Source organism: Novispirillum itersonii subsp. itersonii ATCC 12639, from assembly GCF_000381985.1.
Lineage (GTDB): Bacteria > Pseudomonadota > Alphaproteobacteria > Rhodospirillales > Rhodospirillaceae > Novispirillum > Novispirillum itersonii.
Genome location: NZ_KB907337.1, coordinates 521,163 through 540,412, shown reverse-complemented (window position 1 = coordinate 540,412; position 19,250 = coordinate 521,163). Strand labels below are relative to the sequence as shown.

The 19,250-nt window shown below is 63.8% G+C and carries 15 protein-coding genes; 11 read left to right on the top strand and 4 right to left on the bottom strand.

Annotated elements, in window-relative coordinates; all coding sequences use genetic code 11:
* Positions 1-79: 79 nt before the first annotated feature.
* A complete protein-coding gene (rimO, locus tag G365_RS0102505; protein WP_019643926.1) occupies positions 80-1,408 on the bottom strand; it encodes a 30S ribosomal protein S12 methylthiotransferase RimO in 1,329 nt (442 codons plus the stop codon).
* Positions 1,409-1,538: 130 nt separating this feature from the next.
* Positions 1,539-2,432 (bottom strand): ChbG/HpnK family deacetylase, encoded by an 894-nt coding sequence (locus tag G365_RS0102500; protein WP_019643925.1) that lies wholly within the window; start codon positions 2,430-2,432, stop codon positions 1,539-1,541.
* Positions 2,433-2,554: 122 nt separating this feature from the next.
* Between G365_RS0102500 and G365_RS0102495 the strand changes: the two genes are divergently transcribed.
* Together G365_RS0102495 and G365_RS0102490 are read left to right on the top strand one after the other, a co-directional pair.
* Positions 2,555-3,574, top strand: a complete 1,020-nt coding sequence (locus G365_RS0102495; protein WP_211217646.1) for a glycosyltransferase family 2 protein — start codon at positions 2,555-2,557, stop codon at positions 3,572-3,574.
* Positions 3,571-5,229, top strand: a complete 1,659-nt coding sequence (locus G365_RS0102490; protein ID WP_019643923.1) for a hypothetical protein — start codon at positions 3,571-3,573, stop codon at positions 5,227-5,229. The genes G365_RS0102495 and G365_RS0102490 overlap by 4 nt, the downstream gene beginning before the upstream one ends.
* 144 nt (positions 5,230-5,373) lie before the next feature.
* Here the strand turns inward: G365_RS0102490 and G365_RS0102485 are convergent, their stop codons facing one another.
* The gene (locus G365_RS0102485; protein ID WP_019643922.1) at positions 5,374-6,699 is read right to left on the bottom strand and encodes an aspartate aminotransferase family protein; all 1,326 of its coding nucleotides are present in this window, start codon (positions 6,697-6,699) and stop codon (positions 5,374-5,376) included.
* A 202-nt stretch (positions 6,700-6,901) separates the two neighbouring features.
* On the opposite strand from G365_RS0102485, the gene G365_RS0102480 reads away from it, so the two are divergent.
* From G365_RS0102480 to mnmC, 9 genes are all read left to right on the top strand, one after another.
* Positions 6,902-7,456, top strand: coding sequence for a cupin domain-containing protein (locus G365_RS0102480; RefSeq protein ID WP_019643921.1), 555 nt, complete (start codon positions 6,902-6,904; stop codon positions 7,454-7,456).
* A 572-nt stretch (positions 7,457-8,028) separates the two neighbouring features.
* On the top strand, positions 8,029-9,162 hold the full coding sequence (locus tag G365_RS0102475; RefSeq protein ID WP_019643920.1) for a type III PLP-dependent enzyme: 1,134 nt from the start codon (positions 8,029-8,031) through the stop codon (positions 9,160-9,162).
* 80 nt (positions 9,163-9,242) lie between these two features.
* On the top strand, positions 9,243-9,809 hold the full coding sequence (locus tag G365_RS0102470) for a GNAT family N-acetyltransferase (RefSeq protein ID WP_019643919.1): 567 nt from the start codon (positions 9,243-9,245) through the stop codon (positions 9,807-9,809).
* 54 nt (positions 9,810-9,863) lie between these two features.
* A complete protein-coding gene (locus G365_RS0102465; RefSeq protein WP_019643918.1) occupies positions 9,864-11,285 on the top strand; it encodes a homospermidine synthase in 1,422 nt (473 codons plus the stop codon).
* Between the two features lie 604 nt (positions 11,286-11,889).
* Complete coding sequence (coxB, locus tag G365_RS0102460) at positions 11,890-12,750, top strand: cytochrome c oxidase subunit II (RefSeq protein ID WP_019643917.1); 861 nt, start codon at positions 11,890-11,892, stop codon at positions 12,748-12,750.
* Positions 12,751-12,793: 43 nt separating this feature from the next.
* Complete coding sequence (gene ctaD / locus G365_RS0102455; protein WP_019643916.1) at positions 12,794-14,410, top strand: cytochrome c oxidase subunit I; 1,617 nt, start codon at positions 12,794-12,796, stop codon at positions 14,408-14,410.
* Positions 14,411-14,472: 62 nt separating this feature from the next.
* On the top strand, positions 14,473-15,030 hold the full coding sequence (locus G365_RS0102450) for a cytochrome c oxidase assembly protein (protein WP_019643915.1): 558 nt from the start codon (positions 14,473-14,475) through the stop codon (positions 15,028-15,030).
* A gap of 44 nt (positions 15,031-15,074) precedes the next feature.
* Positions 15,075-15,872, top strand: coding sequence for a cytochrome c oxidase subunit 3 (locus tag G365_RS0102445; protein WP_019643914.1), 798 nt, complete (start codon positions 15,075-15,077; stop codon positions 15,870-15,872).
* A gap of 91 nt (positions 15,873-15,963) precedes the next feature.
* Positions 15,964-17,970, top strand: coding sequence for a bifunctional tRNA (5-methylaminomethyl-2-thiouridine)(34)-methyltransferase MnmD/FAD-dependent 5-carboxymethylaminomethyl-2-thiouridine(34) oxidoreductase MnmC (gene mnmC, locus G365_RS19965; protein ID WP_019643913.1), 2,007 nt, complete (start codon positions 15,964-15,966; stop codon positions 17,968-17,970).
* Here mnmC and G365_RS0102435 read toward each other — a convergent pair.
* Entirely contained in the window at positions 17,967-19,178 is a 1,212-nt protein-coding gene (locus G365_RS0102435) for an NnrS family protein (RefSeq protein WP_019643912.1), read from the bottom strand. The two genes, mnmC and G365_RS0102435, sit on opposite strands and share 4 nt — an antisense overlap.
* Positions 19,179-19,250 lie beyond the last annotated feature (72 nt).

Here is a 19,250-nt window from a genome sequence, read left to right as displayed (position 1 = left end):
ATCTAAAGCCGGGGCGCAAAAAAAGACCGGGCGGTCAGCAGACCGTCCGGTTTTTTCTGTCCTGCTGATCCGGTCAGGATCAGTCGATGCGGATGCCCCACAGGTCATAGTCGTCGGCATGCTCGACCCGCACGGTGACGATATCGCCGGGCTTGACCTCAGTATCCCCGTTGAGGAACACGCTGCCGTCGATTTCCGGCGCGTCGGCGGTGGACCGGCCAATGGCGCCGTCTTCGTCCACTTCGTCGATGATCACTTTCTGCAGGGTGCCGACCTTGGCCGCCATCTTGACTTCAGAAATCTGGCGCTGATGCTCCATAAAGCGGTGCCAGCGTTCTTCCTTGACGTCTTCGTCGATCTGATCGGGCAGATCGTTGGCGGTCGCGCCTTCCACCGGCTCGTACTTGAAGCAGCCGACGCGGTCGAGCTTGGCTTCGCTCAGCCAGTCGAGCATGAATTCAAAGTCTTCCTCGGTCTCACCGGGGAAGCCGACAATGAAGGTGGAGCGCAGGGTCAGGTCAGGACAGATATCGCGCCACTTGTTGATGCGGTCCAGCACCTTTTCCTGATTGGCCGGGCGGCGCATGGACTTCAGCACGTTCGGGCTGGCATGCTGGAAGGGGATGTCCAGATACGGCAGGATCTTGCCTTCGGCCATCAGCGGAATGACGGCGTCAACGCTGGGGTAGGGGTAAACATAGTGCATGCGCACCCATACCCCCATGTCGCCCAGTGCCCGCGACAGTTCCAGCATATTGGTTTTGATCGGGTTGCCTTTCCAGTCCGCCTCGGCATACTTGAGGTCAACGCCATAGGCGCTGGTGTCCTGCGAGATGACCAGAAGTTCCTTCACCCCGGCATTGACCAGCTTTTCGGCCTCGGCCAGCACCCGGTTGATCGGGCGGCTGACCAGATCGCCGCGCAGCGACGGGATGATGCAGAACGAGCAGCGGTTGTTGCAGCCTTCTGAAATCTTCAGATACGAATAGTGGCGGGGGGTCAGCTTGATCCCTTCCGGCGGCACCAGATCAACGAAGGGGTCATGCTGCGGCGGTGCGGCATCGTGCACGGCGGAGACGACAGCCTCGTACTGATGCGGCCCGGTGACGGACAGCACATTGGGGAACTGTTCGCGGATCAGTGTCTCGTCTTTGCCCATACAGCCGGTGACGATCACCTTGCCGTTTTCGGCCAGTGCCTCGCCGATGGCCTCCAGACTTTCCGCCTTGGCCGAATCGAGGAAGCCGCAGGTGTTGACGATCACCGCATCGGCCCCTTCGTAGGTGGGCGACACTTCATAGCCTTCGGCACGCAGCCGGGTCAAAATCCGTTCGGAATCGACAAGGGCCTTCGGACAGCCAAGGCTGACAATGCCGACGCGCGGCGCGGGGGCGATGGTTTTGGTCATCGGTGCGGGGTCCGTATGCTCAACAGGCAAAACCGCCTGCCGGGGCTCGGCGGCGGTGCTGCGGGGGTCAGTCAGATCATTGAGGCAGGAGGTACCCCCTTCCGCCCCGCTTGGCAAGAGGGGATGCGGCTCAGGCCTGTTCCGCCAGCCCGGCGAAGCGGGCCGGGCGGATCCGGGCTTCCTCCAGATCTTCGGCGCAGGCGTCGGATGACAGATAGGCCAGCTCCCGTTCCCGTGGCCAGCTCAGGCCGTCGCGGCTGTGCAGAAGATCGTCGCAGCGCCCGGGGTGGCAGTGGATCAGCGTCCGCCGGGATGGGGCGGTCAGCAGCCGCCGGAACAGCGGGCGGTAATCGCCCGCCATGAAAAAATCATAAAGACCCCGGAAACTGTCATTGCCCGCAAATCCGGCGCGGCGGGTGGCCCGGTCAAACGGCAGGGCCAGAGCCGACAGAATCAGCCCTTTGCCGGTTGCGGCACCATAGCGGCGCAGGCGGGGCGGGGATTCCCAAACCGAACGGATGTAAGGCCGCTGTGCCAGATGGCGGTAGCGCCGGGTCAGTTCATCAAGAAGGATCCCGCCGACCTGCGGGAAGCTGTGCACATGCTGGTGTCCGTCCACATAGTCGGGGGCTGCCCCCCAGACATCCTCAAAGGCGTCAAGCTGGGCGCGGATCTCGTCCCGCAGGGCCGGACCGGGCAGGCGGCGGGTCAGCGCCCGCGACAGCACCGCGCTGACCCCGGGCAGGCGCCCGCTCTCCGCCAGACCGGTGCAGGCGGTCAGCGGCGGCTGTTCGGTCAGGGTCAGATGCAGGCCGATGTCGGCAGGGTGGGACCGGGTCAGGGCCTTAAGCTCTGGCCCCTGCGTCCGCCAGTCCGGCAGGGTGGTCATCACGCTGGTGGCGCTGAGGCGGCCGGCGGCGATCAGCTCTTCAATCGCCCGGCTGACCCCCGGCGACAGACCGTAATCGTCGGCGCAGATGACAACCGGATGAAATCCGGGGGCCGAAATCACTTTTTTGATCATGGGGGGACTTCCGGTCTATGGCGGACGGATCAGGATCAAGGTATTAGAGAGGCCCCCGCCCGATGGCAAGATACCCGATAACAGGGTCAGGGCAGAGGGGGCGATTTTAAGACAGGTGCAACGTGGCTATTGCGTTGGATGGTGCCGTGACTGTGGCGTCTGAATCCTCGGGACAGGGGCCTTTCCTGTCCGTTGTCGTGCCCGTGTATAATGAGGGGGAAGCCCTGCACGCCCTGCACAGCCGCCTGACAGCGGTGCTGCGGCAGATGCCGGTTTCCCGCTGGGAGATCGTGCTGGTCGATGACGGCTCCCGCGATACCAGTTTCGAGGTGATCCGCGATCTGGCGGCAGCCGATCCGGCGGTGCGCGGCCTGCGCTTCGCCCGCAATTTCGGCAAGGAAGCCGGGATGGCGGCGGGGCTGCGGGCGGCGGCTGGCGATGTCGTGGTGTTGATGGACGGTGATCTGCAACATCCGCCGGAGCTGTTGCCTGAGATGCTGCAACGCTGGACTGACGGCGCGCAGATGGTGACGGCGGTCCGGCGGTCACGCCAGACGGACCCGACAACCCGGCGGCTGGCCAGCCGGATGTTCTACTGGCTGTTCCATTATGTGTCAGAAGTGGAGATCCCGGAAGGTGCGGGCGACTTCCGCCTGTTTGACCGGGCGGTGGTTGATGCGATCAACAGCCTGCCCGAACGGAACCGCTTTATGAAAGGCATCACCAGCTGGGTCGGCTTCCGGCAGGTTCTGATTGATTTTGAACCGGCGGAGCGTGTCGGCGGGCAGTCTGCATGGCCGTTCCTGCGGCTGTTCCGCTATGCGCTGGATGGGATTTCGGCGTTTTCGATGGTGCCGCTGCGGGTGTGGTCGATTGCTGGGGTGACGATTGCCCTGCTGTCGGTGATCTACGGCGGGTGGCTGGTGGTGCGGACCCTGATCTGGGGGATTGATGTGCCCGGTTATGCCTCGCTGATGGTGGCCGGGTTGTTTACCTCGGGGATTCAGCTGATCAGTCTGGGGGCTCTGGGGGAATATATCGGCCGTATTTTTAACGAAGTGAAAGGGCGTCCGCTTTACATTGTCGCCGATCGGGTCGGGCAGGACCCGCGATCGGACGCAAAGACGGAGACCCGGTCATGAAAACCCCGGATGGGATTCCCCTGTCCCCCGCCTGGCTGGCTGCTGCCCTGCGCTCGCTGACGGTGCGCGATTGTCTGATGATCGTGCCCTGGCTGGCTGTGGCATTCGTGCTGGCGACGTTTCCCCTGCATGGGGCCAGTAACGACGAACTGGTGCAGCACACCTATGGCGAGCTGCTGTGGCGCTATTATGCCTCCGGGATGACGGATCTGGCGGCGTTTTCGTACAAGAACCTCTACTTATACGGCGGTCTGTTCGACCTTCTGGCGGTGCTGCTGCAAAAAATCTTTCCGTTTGCCGATGTCTGGCATCTGCGGCACCTGCTGTCAGGGCTGATCGGCGTTGTCGGTCTGATCGGGACGTCGCGGGTGGCCCGCCTGCTGATGGGTGACCGCGCCGGGCTGACCGCCATGGGGCTGCTGCTGCTGACCGGCATGTGGTCTGGCGCGATGTTCACCCATACCAAAGATGTGCCGTTTGCCACGGCGATGATGTGGGCCCTGTATTATGCCCTGCGCTGTGCTGCCGTTCTGCCACGCCCGCCGCTGTCGCTGGTGCTGAAACTGGGGCTGGCGGTGGGGTGTGCCATCGGTCTGCGGGTCGGGGCGGTGCTGTCGGTCGGGTTTATCGGCACTGCGGTCCTGGGGGCGGTGCTGCTGCAGGCTGACGGTGTTCTGCCGCGCCTGCGCTTCCTTGGCCGCTCACTGGTGGCCCTGCTGCCGGGGCTGGCGCTGGCCCTGCTGATGATGGCGGTGTTCTGGCCGTGGTCGGTGCTGGCGCCTGACAACATTCTTAAGGCGCTCGGCACTTTCTCGCACTTCGCTTTCAGCATGACCACCATGGTCGATGGCACAGAGGTAGAGCTTGCCAACGTGCCGCGCTATTACCTGCCGATGTATCTGTCGGTAAAGCTGCCGGAAGCGACCCTGCTGGGGCTGGGGCTGGCGGTCGGGGTTTTCGGGCTGTGGCTGCGGCGGAAGGCCTGGCAGGGCCGGGATGGACACGCGACGGTGGCCCTGTGGGCGCCGGTGGTGTTTGCGGCGCTGTTCCCTGTGGTGTATGCCGCCCTCAGCCGCCCGCCGATGTACAACGGGATCCGGCATTTTCTGTTCGTGGTGCCGCCGTTGGTGGTGCTGGCCTGCGCCGGGTGGATGGGGGCTGTCAGCTGGGCCCGCAGCCAGCGTTGGCGTCAGTATGGCCTGCGCGGGGTTGCCGTCAGTCTGTTCCTGCTGGCGGCAGTGCCGCTGGCGATGATGCATCCCTATGGCTATGCCGGGTTTAACGGCTTTGTCGGCTGGCTGCCGGGGGCCTATGGCGCGTGGGAGACGGATTACTGGTCATCCAGCCTGCGGGAGGCCGGGCAGCGGCTGGAGGATATGGTTGAACCCCATACCCCGGGCGAACGCCGTCATCTGGTGGCGGTCTGTGCCGAAGGCTTCCAGATCAACGATGTTCTCGACCGCCGGTTTGAGATCACCCATGTCTGGGATGCGGCGGAATTTTACGTGTCTTCCACCCAGATGGGCTGCGATGACAGCCTGAGCGGAGCGGTGGTGGCCACGGTCAAACGGATGGGGGTGCCGCTGGCTGTGGTGAAAGACCGCCGTCCGCTTCTGGAGCGTCAGCAGCTTGCCAAAAGGGCCCCCGGCCCGTGAAGTGTTAAGGGGTAGGGCCCCCGGCCCGTGAAGTGTTAAGGGGCAGGGCCCCCGGCCCGTGAGGCGTTGATAAGGAACAGGGCGGCCCGTGTGGACCGCCCTGTTTTTACGTGTCTGTCCCGGTCTGCTGTCCGGCAGGAGGGATCAGGCAATCTCTTTCAGCACATCGGCAATGGTGCCGACGATGGTGTCAATCTGCGCCTTATCGACGATCAGCGGCGGGCTGAGGGCGATAATGTCGCCGGTGGTGCGGATCAGCACGCCTTTGTCATAGCACTTCAGGAACGCCTCAAACGCGCGGGCGGTCGGTGCCCCGGGGCGGGGTTCCAGCTCGATCCCGGCGACCAGCCCCATGTTGCGGACGTCGATGACGTGCGGCAGCCCCTTCAGGGAATGGACGGCATCTTCAAAGTACGGGGCCAGATCGGCGCAGCGCTTGAAGAGATCCTGCTCGCGGTAGACATCCAGGGTTGCCAGCGCGGCGGCGCAGGCCAGCGGATGGGCCGAGTAGGTGTAGCCGTGGAACAGCTCGATGGCATTTTCCGGGCCGTTCATGAAGGTATCGTAGATGCCCTTGCGGACAAACACGGCCCCCATCGGCACCGCGCCGTTGCTGACCCCCTTGGCGGTGGTGACGATATCGGGCATCACCCCGAAGTGATCGACCGCAAACGGCGAGCCCAGACGGCCGAAGCCGGTGATGACCTCGTCGAAAATCAGCAGAATGCCGTACTTGTCGCAGATGGCGCGCAGGCGTTCCAGATATCCCTTCGGCGGCATCAGCACGCCGGTTGACCCGGCCATCGGCTCGACAATCACGGCGGCGATGGTTTCGGCGCCATGCAGGGCGACCAGCCGCTCCAGATCATCGGCCAGCTCTGCCCCGTGTTCCGGCTGACCACGGCTGAAGGCGTTGCGGGCCGGGTCGTGGGTGTGGCGCAGATGGTCCACGCCCGCCAGCAGCGAGCCGAAGAAACGGCGGTTGTTGACGATACCGCCGACGGAAATACCGCCGAAGCCGACCCCGTGATAGCCGCGTTCCCGCCCGATCAGACGGGTGCGGGAGGCATCCCCCTTGGCACGGTGGTATGCCAGCGCGATTTTCAGCGCGGTATCAACGCTTTCCGAGCCGGAGTTGGTGAAGAACACATGGTCAAGGTCGCCGGGGATCATCGACACCAGCCGGGCCGCCAGCTCAAACGCCTTGGGGTGCCCCATCTGGAAGGCCGGGGCATAGTCCAGCTCCAGCGCCTGCTGCTGGATTGCCTCGACGATTTTCGGCTGGGCGTGACCGGCGTTGACGCACCACAGGCCTGCGGTCCCGTCGATAACCTGACGGTTATCGCTGGTGGTGTAATACATCCCCTCGGCCTTGACGAGCAGGCGCGGGTTGCTCTTGAACTGGCGGTTGGCGGTGAACGGCATCCAGAACGGGGCAAGATCGTTTGGTGTATTCAGGCTGTCGGGCATGGTGCGCTCCACGGGGTGGAAGAAAAAGGGGCAGACTGCCGGGCGGCGTACAGTCTCAGCCTCCACCTTGCGGTGTCTGCATATGTTTAACAAGACGTTTTCTTCTGGATGCCTAGTGTGTTGAAAAACATGAAAATGCACTGCATCATGTTAAAGATCATCAACGCCTGAAACGGGTCTGTATCAGAGAGAGGGACTGCCAATGGATGCCAGTGTCGGGGCCAGACTGCGGATGGTGCGGGAACGCCACGGTCTCAGCCAGCGGGAACTGGCCCGCCGGGCCGGGGTGACTAATGCCACGATTTCGCTGATTGAATCCGACCGCACCAATCCGTCCGTCGGGTCACTGAAGCGGGTTCTTGACGGCATTCCGATGGGGCTGGCGGAGTTTTTCGCGCTGGAAATGCCGGAAGAGGGGGCTGAGCGGGTGTTTTTTCCCGCCGCCGAACTGGTGGAGATCGGGCGCGGTAAAATCAGCTACCGGCAGGTTGGCACTGATATGACCCGGCGGGCGTTGCAGATCCTGCACGAACGCTATGCCCCCGGCACCGACAGCGGCAAGGTGCTGCTGAGTCATGAGGGCGAAGAGGGCGGCGTTATCATCAGTGGCCGGATGGAGGTGACGGTGGGCGAGCAGCGGCGCATTCTTGGCCCCGGTGATGCCTATCTGTTTGACAGCCGCATCCCCCATCGCTTCCGTAATATCGGGGATGAGGACTGCATCGTGGTTTCGGCCTGTACGCCGCCGTCCCTGTGACCCGTTTTTTCTGCGGTTTTCAGCGGCATCAGCGGTATTTTTCCCGGCGTTACCGCACCCTGTGCGCGGTAACCGGATGCCGGTGAATTTTTTTATCTCAGAGACGAAAATTTAATTTGCAATCAGGGTCGATGGATAATAAATCACCGTCAGTCCGTATTCGCACGTGCCCGTCGCTGCCGGACGCCCCGCTCTTCCGCCGCCTTAACCCGTTGAGGCCCTGCGGAAAATTCACTGTGGGATGGCAGCTTAAAGCAACGACGTAACGCGGCTTTTTTGGTCTCTGTCGGCTCTCCACAGGTCGGCGTTACTGAAGAGGCACTTTACTTCATTGCCAAGCGTGCGGATTGCACTCCCCAATCCGAAAAACCAACGCGCATGGGTAAACGTCCGGCAACCCCCGGGCGTCTGTGCGTTGGCCACGAACAGCAAGCACAACATGCCTTTATTCCGACGGCGCCGGAGCTGTCGGGATCCGGCCCGGTATTCGGCATTTCCACCAGCCGCCCCGGCCCCGGATGGCTTTCCGGTCCCCGACTTATCTTCACTGCTTCGTCAAGGGACGTGCTGCAATGACCGACCGTATTCAACAGTTCCTCGCCACCCGCCGACCGGAAGGCCCCTGCCTTGTGGTGGATCTCGATGTGGTGCGTCAGAACTATCAGGCTTTCGCCAGCTGCCTGCCGGAAACCCGCGTTTTCTACGCCGTTAAGGCCAATCCGGCCCCGCAGATCCTGTCTCTGCTGGCGGAAATGGGCTCGTGCTTCGACACCGCCTCGGTGCCGGAAATCGAAATGGCTCTCGCCGCCGGGGCGACCCCGGACCGTATCTCTTACGGCAATACCATTAAGAAAGAGCGTGACATCGCCCGTGCCTGGGGCATGGGTGTGACGATGTTTGCGTTCGATTCCATCGAAGAGCTGGAAAAAATCGCCCGCTCCGCGCCGGGGTCCCGGGTGTACTGCCGCATCCTGTTCGACTGCGAAGGCGCCGAATGGCCGCTGTCCCGCAAGTTCGGCTGCGCCCCGGAGATGGCGGTTGACCTGATGGAACAGGCCAAGCGTCTGGGCCTGAAGCCCTACGGCATCTCCTTCCATGTCGGCTCGCAGCAGCGTGACGTCACCACCTATGACCGCGCGCTGAGCATTGTCGGCAGCATCTTCCGCACCCTGTCTGACCGTGGCATCGAACTGTCGATGGTCAACATGGGCGGTGGCTTCCCGACCCGCTATCTGCGCGACATTCCCGCCGTGCAGGCCTATGGCGATGCCATCGAAACCGCGCTGCGCCGCCACTTTGGCAATAACCTGCCGGAAACCATCATCGAGCCGGGCCGGGGCATGGTCGGCAACGCCGGTGTCCTGCAGTCCGAAGTGATCCTGATTTCCCGCAAGTCCACCGCCGAAGGTGAACTGCGCTGGGTGTATCTGGATATCGGCAAGTTCGGCGGTCTGGCCGAGACCATGGACGAGGCGATCCGCTACCCGATCCGCACCCCCCATGACGGGGATGCCACCGAGCCGTGCATTCTGGCCGGCCCGACCTGTGATTCCGCCGACGTGCTGTACGAGAAGACCCCGTACCCGCTGCCGGTATCGCTGGAAATCGGTGACAAGGTGCTGTTCGAGGCCACCGGGGCCTACACCACCACCTACTCGGCGGTGGCGTTCAACGGCTTCGCCCCGCTGCAGTCGTTCTACATCTGATCCGACCCGCACCGTTTCTGTCTGCATTTTACGGGCACCCGGCCGCCCAGGCCGGGACTGGGCCAGGGAGGCCCACAGACATGATCCAGATTTCGCACGAAACCGCTGCTGATCACGCCGGTATCGAAACCCTGCTCGACCTCTGCTTCGGGCCGGACCGTCATCTGAAAACCTGCCAGCGGCTGCGCGACAGCCAGACCCCGGTTGACGGGCTGGCCTTCGTCATCCGTGATTCTGCCCAGCAGGTGATTGCCACCCTGCGGTTCTGGGCGATTGAGATCGGCGGCGAAACCCGTTCTCTGCTGCTGGGGCCGCTGGCGATCCATCCGCGCCTGCAAAGCCTTGGTCTCGGCTCGCGCCTGATCCGCTACGGGATCAATCAGGCGGCGTCGCTGGGGCATGGCAGCGTGGTGCTGGTGGGGGATGAACCCTACTACCGGCGTTTCGGATTCGAAGCCGGTCTGACGGCTGATATGGATCTGCCCGGTCCGGTGGACCGCGCGCGGTTTCTCGCTCTTGAGCTACGTCATGGCGCTCTGGCCGGTGCCCGTGGCATGATCGCCCCCGTTGATCAGGGGGCCGATCTGCCGCAGCTGGCGCTGTCGCCGGTGCTGTGCGTGTCCCCTTTCACCCCGTCTCGCTTGTGAGGTGCCCCGGCGGCCGGAACTTTTAAGGTCGCCGTACTTAAGGAGGTTGTTTGAATGAGTGAATGGAAGCGGCTTGTCCGTTTTGGTGGTCCGATTGTCATTATCGGTTTTGGCAGCATTGGTCAGGGCGTCTTGCCCCTGATTTTGCGTCACATCGACGCCCCGCGTGAGGCCATTACCATCATCGCACCCGACGACACCGGTCGGGGAATCGCAGACGCCGAAGGCATCCGTTTCCTTCAGACAGCCCTGACGCCGGAGACCGCGCGTGCCGTGCTGGAACCGCTTCTGGCCGGACAGAACGGCTTCATCGTCAATATGTCGGTGAACGTGTCATCCCTTGACCTGATCCGTCTGGCGCAGGAATGGGGGGCCCTGTACATCGACACCTGCATTGAGCCGTGGGAAGGCGGGTATACCGATACCAGCAAGACCGCGTCGCAGCGCTCCAACTACGCCCTGCGGGAAGAGGCGCTGGCATTGCAGGCGCAGTTTCCCGGCGGGAAGACGGCGGTCATGGCCCACGGTGCCAATCCGGGGCTGGTCAGCCATTTCGTCAAGCGGGCGCTGCTGACGGTTGCCGCCGACACCGGCGTTGCCGTCTCTGCCCCGTCCAGCCGGGCGGAGTGGGCGCAGCTTGCCCGCACACTGGGTATCAAGGGCATCCACATTGCCGAGCGCGATACCCAGACCACCGTCACCCCCAAGGTGCGCGGCGAATTCTGGAATACCTGGTCGATTGACGGTTTTGTCGGTGAAGGCATGCAGCCGGCGGAACTGGGCTGGGGCACCCATGAAAAGGGCCTGCCGGAAGACGGCTTCCGTCACGGCTTTGGCTGTGATGCGGCCATTTATCTGGGCCGTCCGGGTGCCAGCACCCGGGTGCGGACCTGGACTCCGATGGAAGGACCGTTCCACGGCTTTCTGATCACCCATAACGAAGCGATTTCGATCGCCGATTATCTGACGGTGCGTGATGGCGATGCAGTGGTATACCGCCCCACCGTGCATTACGCCTATCATCCCTGCGATGCCGCTGTTCTCAGCCTGCATGAGCTGTCCGGGAAGGAATGGTCGGAACAGCCGGTGTACCGCCTGCTGAATGAACAGTTGACCGAAGGCCGCGATGAGCTGGGCGTACTGCTGTTCGGTCATGCAAAGAATGCATACTGGTACGGGTCGCATCTGAGCGTGGCGGAAGCCCGCGAACTGGCCCCGTATCAGAATGCCACCGGCCTGCAGGTGACGGCAGCGGTGCTGGGCGGCATGGTGTGGGCGATCAACAACCCCGACGCCGGGCTGATGGAAGCCGACGAGCTGCCGCATGAGGATATTCTTGCGGTTGCGGCCCCCTATCTGGGGCCGGTGGTCGGTGAGTATACCGACTGGACCCCGCTGCAGGGCCGCGAAAAGCTGTTCCCGGAAGATGTCGATCACGATGATCCGTGGCAGTTCCGCAATGTCCGCGTCCGCTGACGGCCGCTGACGGAGAGTGTTGGGGCAGGGCGCCGGAGGTCATCCGGCGCCCTGTTCCGTTGTGGGCGGGGGAGTCGGGCGGATTGGTATTCCGGTACGGCATGCCTTCCGGTTTTGCGGATGCGCTGATGCCGGAATGTATAGTAAAGCATTTCAATCAGATATTTTCACTGCGACTGCGAAAATCCGCAACAATACTGGTGGAAAAAGCAGACTGATTTTGTTGTCTATTGCCAAGTCCCGGACAATAAACCCATAATCGTTATGCAAGATGAAATGACTGGCTGCAGACCGGAGCATTGTCTGACCCAAGAGATCCCGCCTGACTGAAGAAAACTCTCTGCCTTGAAAAGCTTAGGGTGCTTTCAGCCGCAGGGCCGGTGTCGAGAGTGTCTGACATGCCCCCTGAATGCTGTGGGGTCGGGCAGATCACTGAAATTTTTTCTGAAACATCAATGGCTTGCTGCGTTTCTCCGACGGTCGGGTGAAGCCTGCGGATCCGCACATCGCTTTCCCTGCCGTCGCCTTTGGGCAAAAGGGGGCTGGGCCGGTTTTTCCGGCACAGCCGCCGCCGGAAAGATCTGTGCCGGGGAGAAAAGATGCCATGAGACACGCTGATGGACTGACCCATGCCGCTGCGGTTCTGATCCGTGGCGGGCTGACCTCCGGGATGGTGGCGCTGCTGCTGGCCCTCAGCAGTTCTCCGGCACTGTCCGACGGGCAGCCGCAGCCATGGCAGGTCACGTTTCAGAAGGCCGCATCGCCGGTGATGGAACGGATAACGGCCCTGCACGATTACATCACGCTGGTGATGATCGGTGTGGTTGTGTTCGTTCTGCTGCTGCTGGCGGTTGTAATTGTCCGGTTCAACGCCCGTGCGAACCCGGTGCCGCGCACGTTCAGCCATAATACGGCGCTGGAAGTGGCCTGGACGGCGATCCCGGTGCTGATTCTGCTGGTGATCGCGGTGCCGTCCTTCAAGCTGCTGTATTACATGGACCGTACCAGCGAAGCCGATCTGACCCTGAAGGTCACCGGGCACCAGTGGTACTGGTCATACGAATACCCTGATCACAATCTCGCCTTTGACAGCTTCATGAAGGATGAGGCCTCGCTGGGGCCCAATGATCCGCGCCTGCTGGCGGTGGATAACGAGGTGGTGATTCCGGTCGGGGCCACGGTGCGGGTGGTGATGACATCGCAGGACGTGATCCATGCGTGGGCGGTTCCGGCCCTGGGGGTCAAGACGGACAGCATGCCCGGTCGCCTGAACGAAACCTGGATCCGCGCTGACCGCCCCGGCACGTATTACGGCCAGTGTTCTGAGCTGTGCGGGGTCAATCACGGCTTTATGCCGATTGCGGTGCGGGCGGTCAGTGATCAGGACTTTAAGATCTGGGTGGAAAAGACGCAGGCCCGCCTTGGCACCGGCGGCGGCAGCCTTCTGGCATTTCTGAAGCCATAAGCCAGCCCCGGGGCCCCGGCGGACAAGAGGGAAAGGAACGGTCATGCACAGCGCCACGCATCATGAGGAAGCCCATGCCGGTCATCCCCCACGGGTGACGGGCTGGCGGCGGTGGCTGTATTCCACCAATCATAAAGATATCGGCACCCTGTATCTGGTGTTTGCGGTGGTGGCCGGGGTCATCGGTGCGGCCATGTCAGTGCTGATCCGCATGGAGCTGCAAACCCCCGGTGTGCAGTTTTTCAGCGATGATTTTCAGCGGTACAACGTGTTTGTCACCTCGCACGGGCTGATCATGATCTTTTTCGTGGTCATGCCGGCACTGATCGGCGGGTTTGGCAACTGGTTCGTACCGCTGATGATCGGCGCGCCGGACATGGCCTTTCCGCGCATGAACAACATCAGCTTCTGGCTGTTGCCGCCGGCCTTTGTGCTGCTGGTGATGTCGGGCCTGACCGGACTGGGGCCGGGCACCGGCTGGACGATGTATCCGCCGCTGTCCACGCTGGGGCATATGGGGGATTCCGCCGTTGATCTGGGCATTCTGGCCCTGCATATCGCCGGGGTGGGGTCGGTGCTGGGGGCGATCAACTTTCTGGTCACCATCATCAATATGCGGGCCCCGGGCATGACCCTGCACCGTATGCCGCTGTTTGTGTGGTCGATGCTGGTGACGGCTTTTCTGCTGGTGTTCAGCCTGCCGGTGCTGGCCGGGGCCCTGACCATGCTGCTGACCGACCGTAATTTCGGCACCACTTTCTTTGATCCGGCAGGCGGCGGAGACCCGATGCTGTATCAGCACCTGTTCTGGTTCTTCGGTCACCCGGAAGTGTACATCATGATCCTGCCTGCTTTCGGGATCATCAGCCATATCATCTCGACCTTTTCGCGCAAGCCGGTGTTCGGCTATCTCGGCATGGCCTATGCGATGGTGTCGATCGGCGGTATCGGTTTTGTGGTATGGGCCCACCACATGTATTCAACGGGTCTGGATGTCAACACCCGGGCCTACTTTCTGGCTGCCACCCTGTGCATTGCCGTGCCGACCGGGATCAAGGTGTTTTCGTGGATTGCCACCATGTGGGGCGGGTCGATCACCTTTAAGACCCCGATGCTGTATGCCGTCGGCTTTATCTTTCTGTTCACCATCGGCGGTGTGACCGGGGTGGTGCTGGCCAATGCCGGGGTCGATATTGCCCTGCATGACACCTATTACGTGGTCGCGCACTTCCATTATGTGCTGTCGCTGGGGGCGCTGTTTGCCATGTTCGGCGGGTTTTATTACTGGATCGGCAAGATGTCGGGGCGTGAATACCCGGAACGCCTTGGTCAGATCCAGTTCTGGATCATGTTCACCGGGGTCAACCTGACCTTCTTCCCGCAGCACTTCCTCGGCCTGTCGGGCATGCCGCGCCGGATCCCGGATTACCCCGATGCCTTTGCCGGGTGGAATCTGGTGTCATCGGTCGGGGCCTATATCTCAGCCGCCGGGGCGCTGGTTTTCCTGCTGGTGGTCTGGCGGACCTTTGCCGCCGGGCGGCCGGTGGCGGCCAACCCGTGGGGCGAGGGGGCAACCACGCTGGAATGGACCCTGCCCAGCCCGCCGCCGGAACACTGCTTTGAAGAGCCGCCGGTTCTGGCGTCAACAGCGCCTCACTGAGGGTATGAGTTTGACAGTATGAATCTGCAACGATCCTGAGGGGATGGTGAAAGGGGCCTGTCATGCAGACCGTAGGTCGTGGCCGCAGCAATGGCCGTATCGCGCTTCTGTTCGCCGGGCTGGCCCTGGGGATGATCGGGGTTTCCTTCGCCGCCGTTCCGCTGTACCGACTGATCTGTGCAGTGACCGGGCTGGAAGGAACCCCGAAAACCGGCCCTCAGACCATGGCCTACATCGGGGTCGGCGGTCAGGCGGCGCAGGTGCGCCTGACCGTGCGGTTTGACGCCAACGTCGCGGGGGGAATGCCCTGGCACTTTACCCCGGAGCATCCGCAGCTTGCCCTGTTCGCGGGGGAGCCGGTGCTGGCGGTGTACCGGGCCACCAATACCGGCAGCAGGCCGGTGACCGGCACCGCCACCTTCAACGTTACCCCGATGAAGGCCGCGCAGTACTTTAATAAGATTGAGTGTTTCTGTTTTACCGAACAGACCCTCCAGCCGGGGCAGACGGCGGATATGCCGGTGCAGTTTTTCATTGATCCGGCCCTGCTGACCGACCCGCTGGTCAATGATGTGCGCACGGTGACGCTGTCTTACACCTTTTTCGAAAAGAAAAGCTGATCCCCGGCCCGTCAGGCCGGGCCGCAGACAGGGGAGACCCGACCATGAGTACAGCCGGTGTCCGCAAGCACCCTTTCCATATTATCGCCCCCAGCCCGTGGCCCGCGCTGGGGTCTCTGGGGGCCTTTGTGCTGGCCGTCGGGGCCGTGCAGTATTTTCATGGCAGCCCGCCGTGGCTGATGCTGGCCGGGGTCGGGCTGGTGCTGCTGACGATGCTGCTGTGGTGGCGCGATGTGATCCGTGAAAGCCGGATCGACCGGGCGCATACCGGGCCGGTGCGGACCGGCCTGCGGATGGGGATGGGGCTGTTCATCGGGTCAGAGGTGATGTTCTTCGTCGCCTTCTTCTGGGCTTATTTTCATAACGCCCTGCATATCGGCCCGGTCACGCAGGGGGTCTGGCCCCCGGCGGGGATTGAAACCGCCGATGCGTTCGGGCTGCCGCTGATCAACACCCTGATCCTGCTGACCTCCGGTGTGGTGCTGATGTGGGCGCGCGGGGGGATTGCCAGCGGGCAGCGGGGGCGGCTGGTCGGGGGGCTGGCGCTGACAGTGGCGCTGGGGGTGTGTTTTCTGGTGTTGCAGGCCATTGAATACGGCCATCTGGCCTTCCGGTTCCGCGATGGGATTTATCCGTCTGTATTTTATATGGCGACGGGGTTCCATGGGTTTCATGTCTTCGTCGGGGTCTGCATGCTCAGCGTGATGACCCTGCGGGCCCTGCGCGGTCATTTCGACGGCGACAGGCATCTGGGGTTCGAGTTTGCGGAATGGTACTGGCATTTTGTGGATGTGGTGTGGGTCTTCCTGTTTGTGTTCCTGTACTGGTGGGTGGCGGCCTGATCCCCTTTCCCTGAGGCGGATCAGAGAGTAAGAGAAAGGGGCCTCCGGCTGGTTCGGGGGCCCCTTTTTCTGTGCAGCGGAACCCGAGGATATGGACACCCGAGATCTGAGCAGCCCGGTGCTGAACTGGGCGGAGGACGGAACCCCGCGATCCGGGGTGTTTGGCGATGTCTATTTCAGCGTCGGTGATGGCATGGCGGAAAGCCGCTATGTCTTTCTTGACGGTGCCGGTCTGCCACAGGCATGGCAGGGGCGGGGCCGCTGGACGGTGGCGGAAACCGGCTTTGGTACCGGGCTTAACTTTCTGCTGACATGGCAGGCCTGGCGGGCTGACCCGCAGCGCTGCGGGCACCTGTCGTATTGCTCGGTGGAGGGGTTTCCGCTGCGGCAGGATGACCTGAGGCGGGCGCTGGCGCTGTTTCCGGCCCTGAGTGGTCTGGCGGAGGAACTGATCCGCCAGTGGCCCGCGCCGGTTCCGGGGGTCCATAGCCTTAGCTTTGACGGCGGGCGGGTGCGGCTTCTGCTGCTGTTCGGGCCGGTTCTGCCGATGCTGTCGGGGCTGATGGCGCGGGTGGATACATGGTTTCTTGACGGATTTGCCCCGTCGAAAAACCCCGACATGTGGGCCGCGCCGGTGCTGCACCGGGTGGCGGCGCTGTCGGCCCCGGGGGCACGGCTGGCGACCTTTACTGCCGCCGGTCAGGTCCGGCGGGATCTTCAGGCCCTTGGGTTTACGGTCCAGCGGCGCAAGGGCTTTGGCTATAAGCGGGAATGCCTGTCGGCAGTGCTGGAGGCCCCCCCGGAGCAGAAGGCCGGTCTGCCGTGGCTGGCCCTGCCGCCCGCCCTGCCGCCGGGGGCGCGGATTGCGGTGATCGGGGCCGGGGTGGCCGGGTGTGCCGCTGCCCGCGCCCTCCGCCGTGCCGGGTTTGATCCGCTGCTGGTTGACCGCCACGGGCAGGAGGGGCGGGAAGGCTCCGGCAATCCCTGCGGCCTGCTGAAGCCCCGGGTGACGCTGGACGGCGGTGTTCACGCCCGCTTCTATGGGGCGTCATTCCGGCACATGAAGCGTCTACTAGGAGATCTGGGGGAGGCGGTCGCCTTCTTCCCCGGCATCCTGACGGTCGCGCGGGAACAGGCGGATGAAGACCATCTGAAAGCGCTGGCGGCGGCGCTGCCGGAAGATATCGGTTATTGGGTCGATGCCGCGCAGGCCGGGGACCTGACCGGACTGTACGGCAGCCGGGGCGGGCTGTGGATGCCCGATGCCGGGGCGCTGCATCCGCCGGCTGTCTGCACCGCCCTGCGTGGCGACATCCCGCTGATAACGGCGGATGTGACCGGCCTGACCCCGGTTGACGGCGGCTGGCGGCTGGAAGCGGAGGGTATCGCCGCCGGTCTGGCCGCCGGGCCGGTCTTTGATGCGGTGGTGCTGGCCGCCGGGGCGATAACGCCGCTGCTGTGGCCGCAGGCTGAGGTGCCGATCCGGTCCAACCGGGGGCAGATCACCCTGATCAGCGATGCCGGTGATCTGCCCGCCGGGGCACTGTCCTTCGGCGGGTATCTGTCGCCCCGGGCCGCGCTGCCGGGCCTGCGGGTGCTGGGGGCAACCTATGACCGCTGGGGTGACCCGCGTCGCCCGGGGTGGGACGGGACGACCGATGCCGATGACGCCCGCAACATGCAGGTGGCGGAAGACAAGGTGCCGTTGTCGGTGCCGTGGGCCGGGCGTCCGGTTGTGGCCAGCCGGTCCAGCCTGCGGGCGACCATCGCCGACCATATGCCGGTGGTCGGCCCGCTGTTTGATGCCGTCCGCTGGCGCCAGATGTATGATGGCCTGCATCATGGCTGGCCGGTCTCGCGCTATCCGGCGGCGGAATGGGTGCCGGGCCTGTACGTGCTGGGGGCGCTGGGGTCACGCGGGTTCCAGACGGCGGCGCTGATGGCGGAAACACTGGCGGCACTGTGCGCCGGTCAGCCCCTGCCGCTGGAGGAGGACCTGTTCGCCGCAGTGTCTCCGGCCCGGTTCCTGCTGCGGGAGATGAAGCAGCCCCCGCAGCGGCGGGCCAGACAGAAACAGAAAACAGGAGGGCAGGCTTAACGCGGAGTGGTCAGGATCGGCAGAAAGTGGATGACGTACAGCACAAAGGCGGCCACCCAGGCAGCCCCGGCCACCAGCATGCCTTCCATATAAAAACCGGGCAGGGCAACCGGCACGACCACCCGCAGCAGCGCTGCCAGTGACACCAGCGCAAAGGCCGAGGTCAGGCCGGGGGAACTGCTGAGGGCCCGGCCGGTATGGCCAAGGGCAGCCCGGCACATCACCCCCAGCACCAGTGTTCCGGCGGCCCCGGTGGTCAGGGCGTGCAGCGATGCGGCTTCGGGCAGGAAGGAAAGGGCGGCCAGACCGCGCAGAAGGTAACCGACCCCCAGCCACAGGGCCCCGAGATGCAGCACCAGCAGCAGCGGCTCTGACCGCACCCGCCAGCCCTGCCACAGGGCCAGCCGCACCAGCAGCGCGACGGCGGCCAGCAATGCACCGGCGGCGGTCAGCATCGGCTGGGCGCTCAGGTCCCCGGCCAGAACAATCAGAATGCCGGTCAGGGCTGCCGGAGTCCACGGGACCATCGGCACCGCCGGGGGCAGCGGCAGCCCCTGGGCTGACAGCCAGTTGCGGGAAAAGGCCGGGGTGATCCGCCCGCCGATGACGGTCATCAGCAGGGTCAGCACATCCAGCGCCATCAGGCGGCCCGCCCGTCCACCATCCGTCAGGATTCCGGCCATGCCGAGATGGCTGAGGATCTGTGCCACCCACAGCAGGGCGATGACGGCAATCACCGCCATGTTCTGGCGTTTGCCACTGCGGATCACCGGCCCGGCAAGGGTGGTGACCAGCGCGGGCAGAAACAGCAGGTCCAGCCCGGCGACCACCGGGCCCGGCAGTGCTGCCGACGCCCATAAGGCGATCCGCCCGGCCAGCCACAGCCACACCAGCGCTGCCAGCCGCAGACCCGCAACCGGACGATGACCGGTCCAGTTGGGCACGGCGGTCAGCAGAAAGCCGCCGACAGCGGCCCCGGCAAACCCGAACAGCATCTCATGGGCGTGCCAGATGTAGGGGGGCGGGCTGACCGACAGGGTGACGAAGGTGCCCCCGGCATGGTGCACCCCCAGCCACACCAGCCAGAAAATCAGCGAAACTGCGGCATGCAGTCCGGCAGCCAGAAAAAACGGGCGGAACCCGCCGCTGAGAAAAGCGGTCAGCGACGGGCGGCGGTCAGCGGTGTAAACGCGGGCAGAGGCAGGCATGGCGGAGGGACCTGTACAGACAGAACCAAAAGTGACCTTCAGCCTGCGGCAGTGGCGCGCCGGTCACCTTGA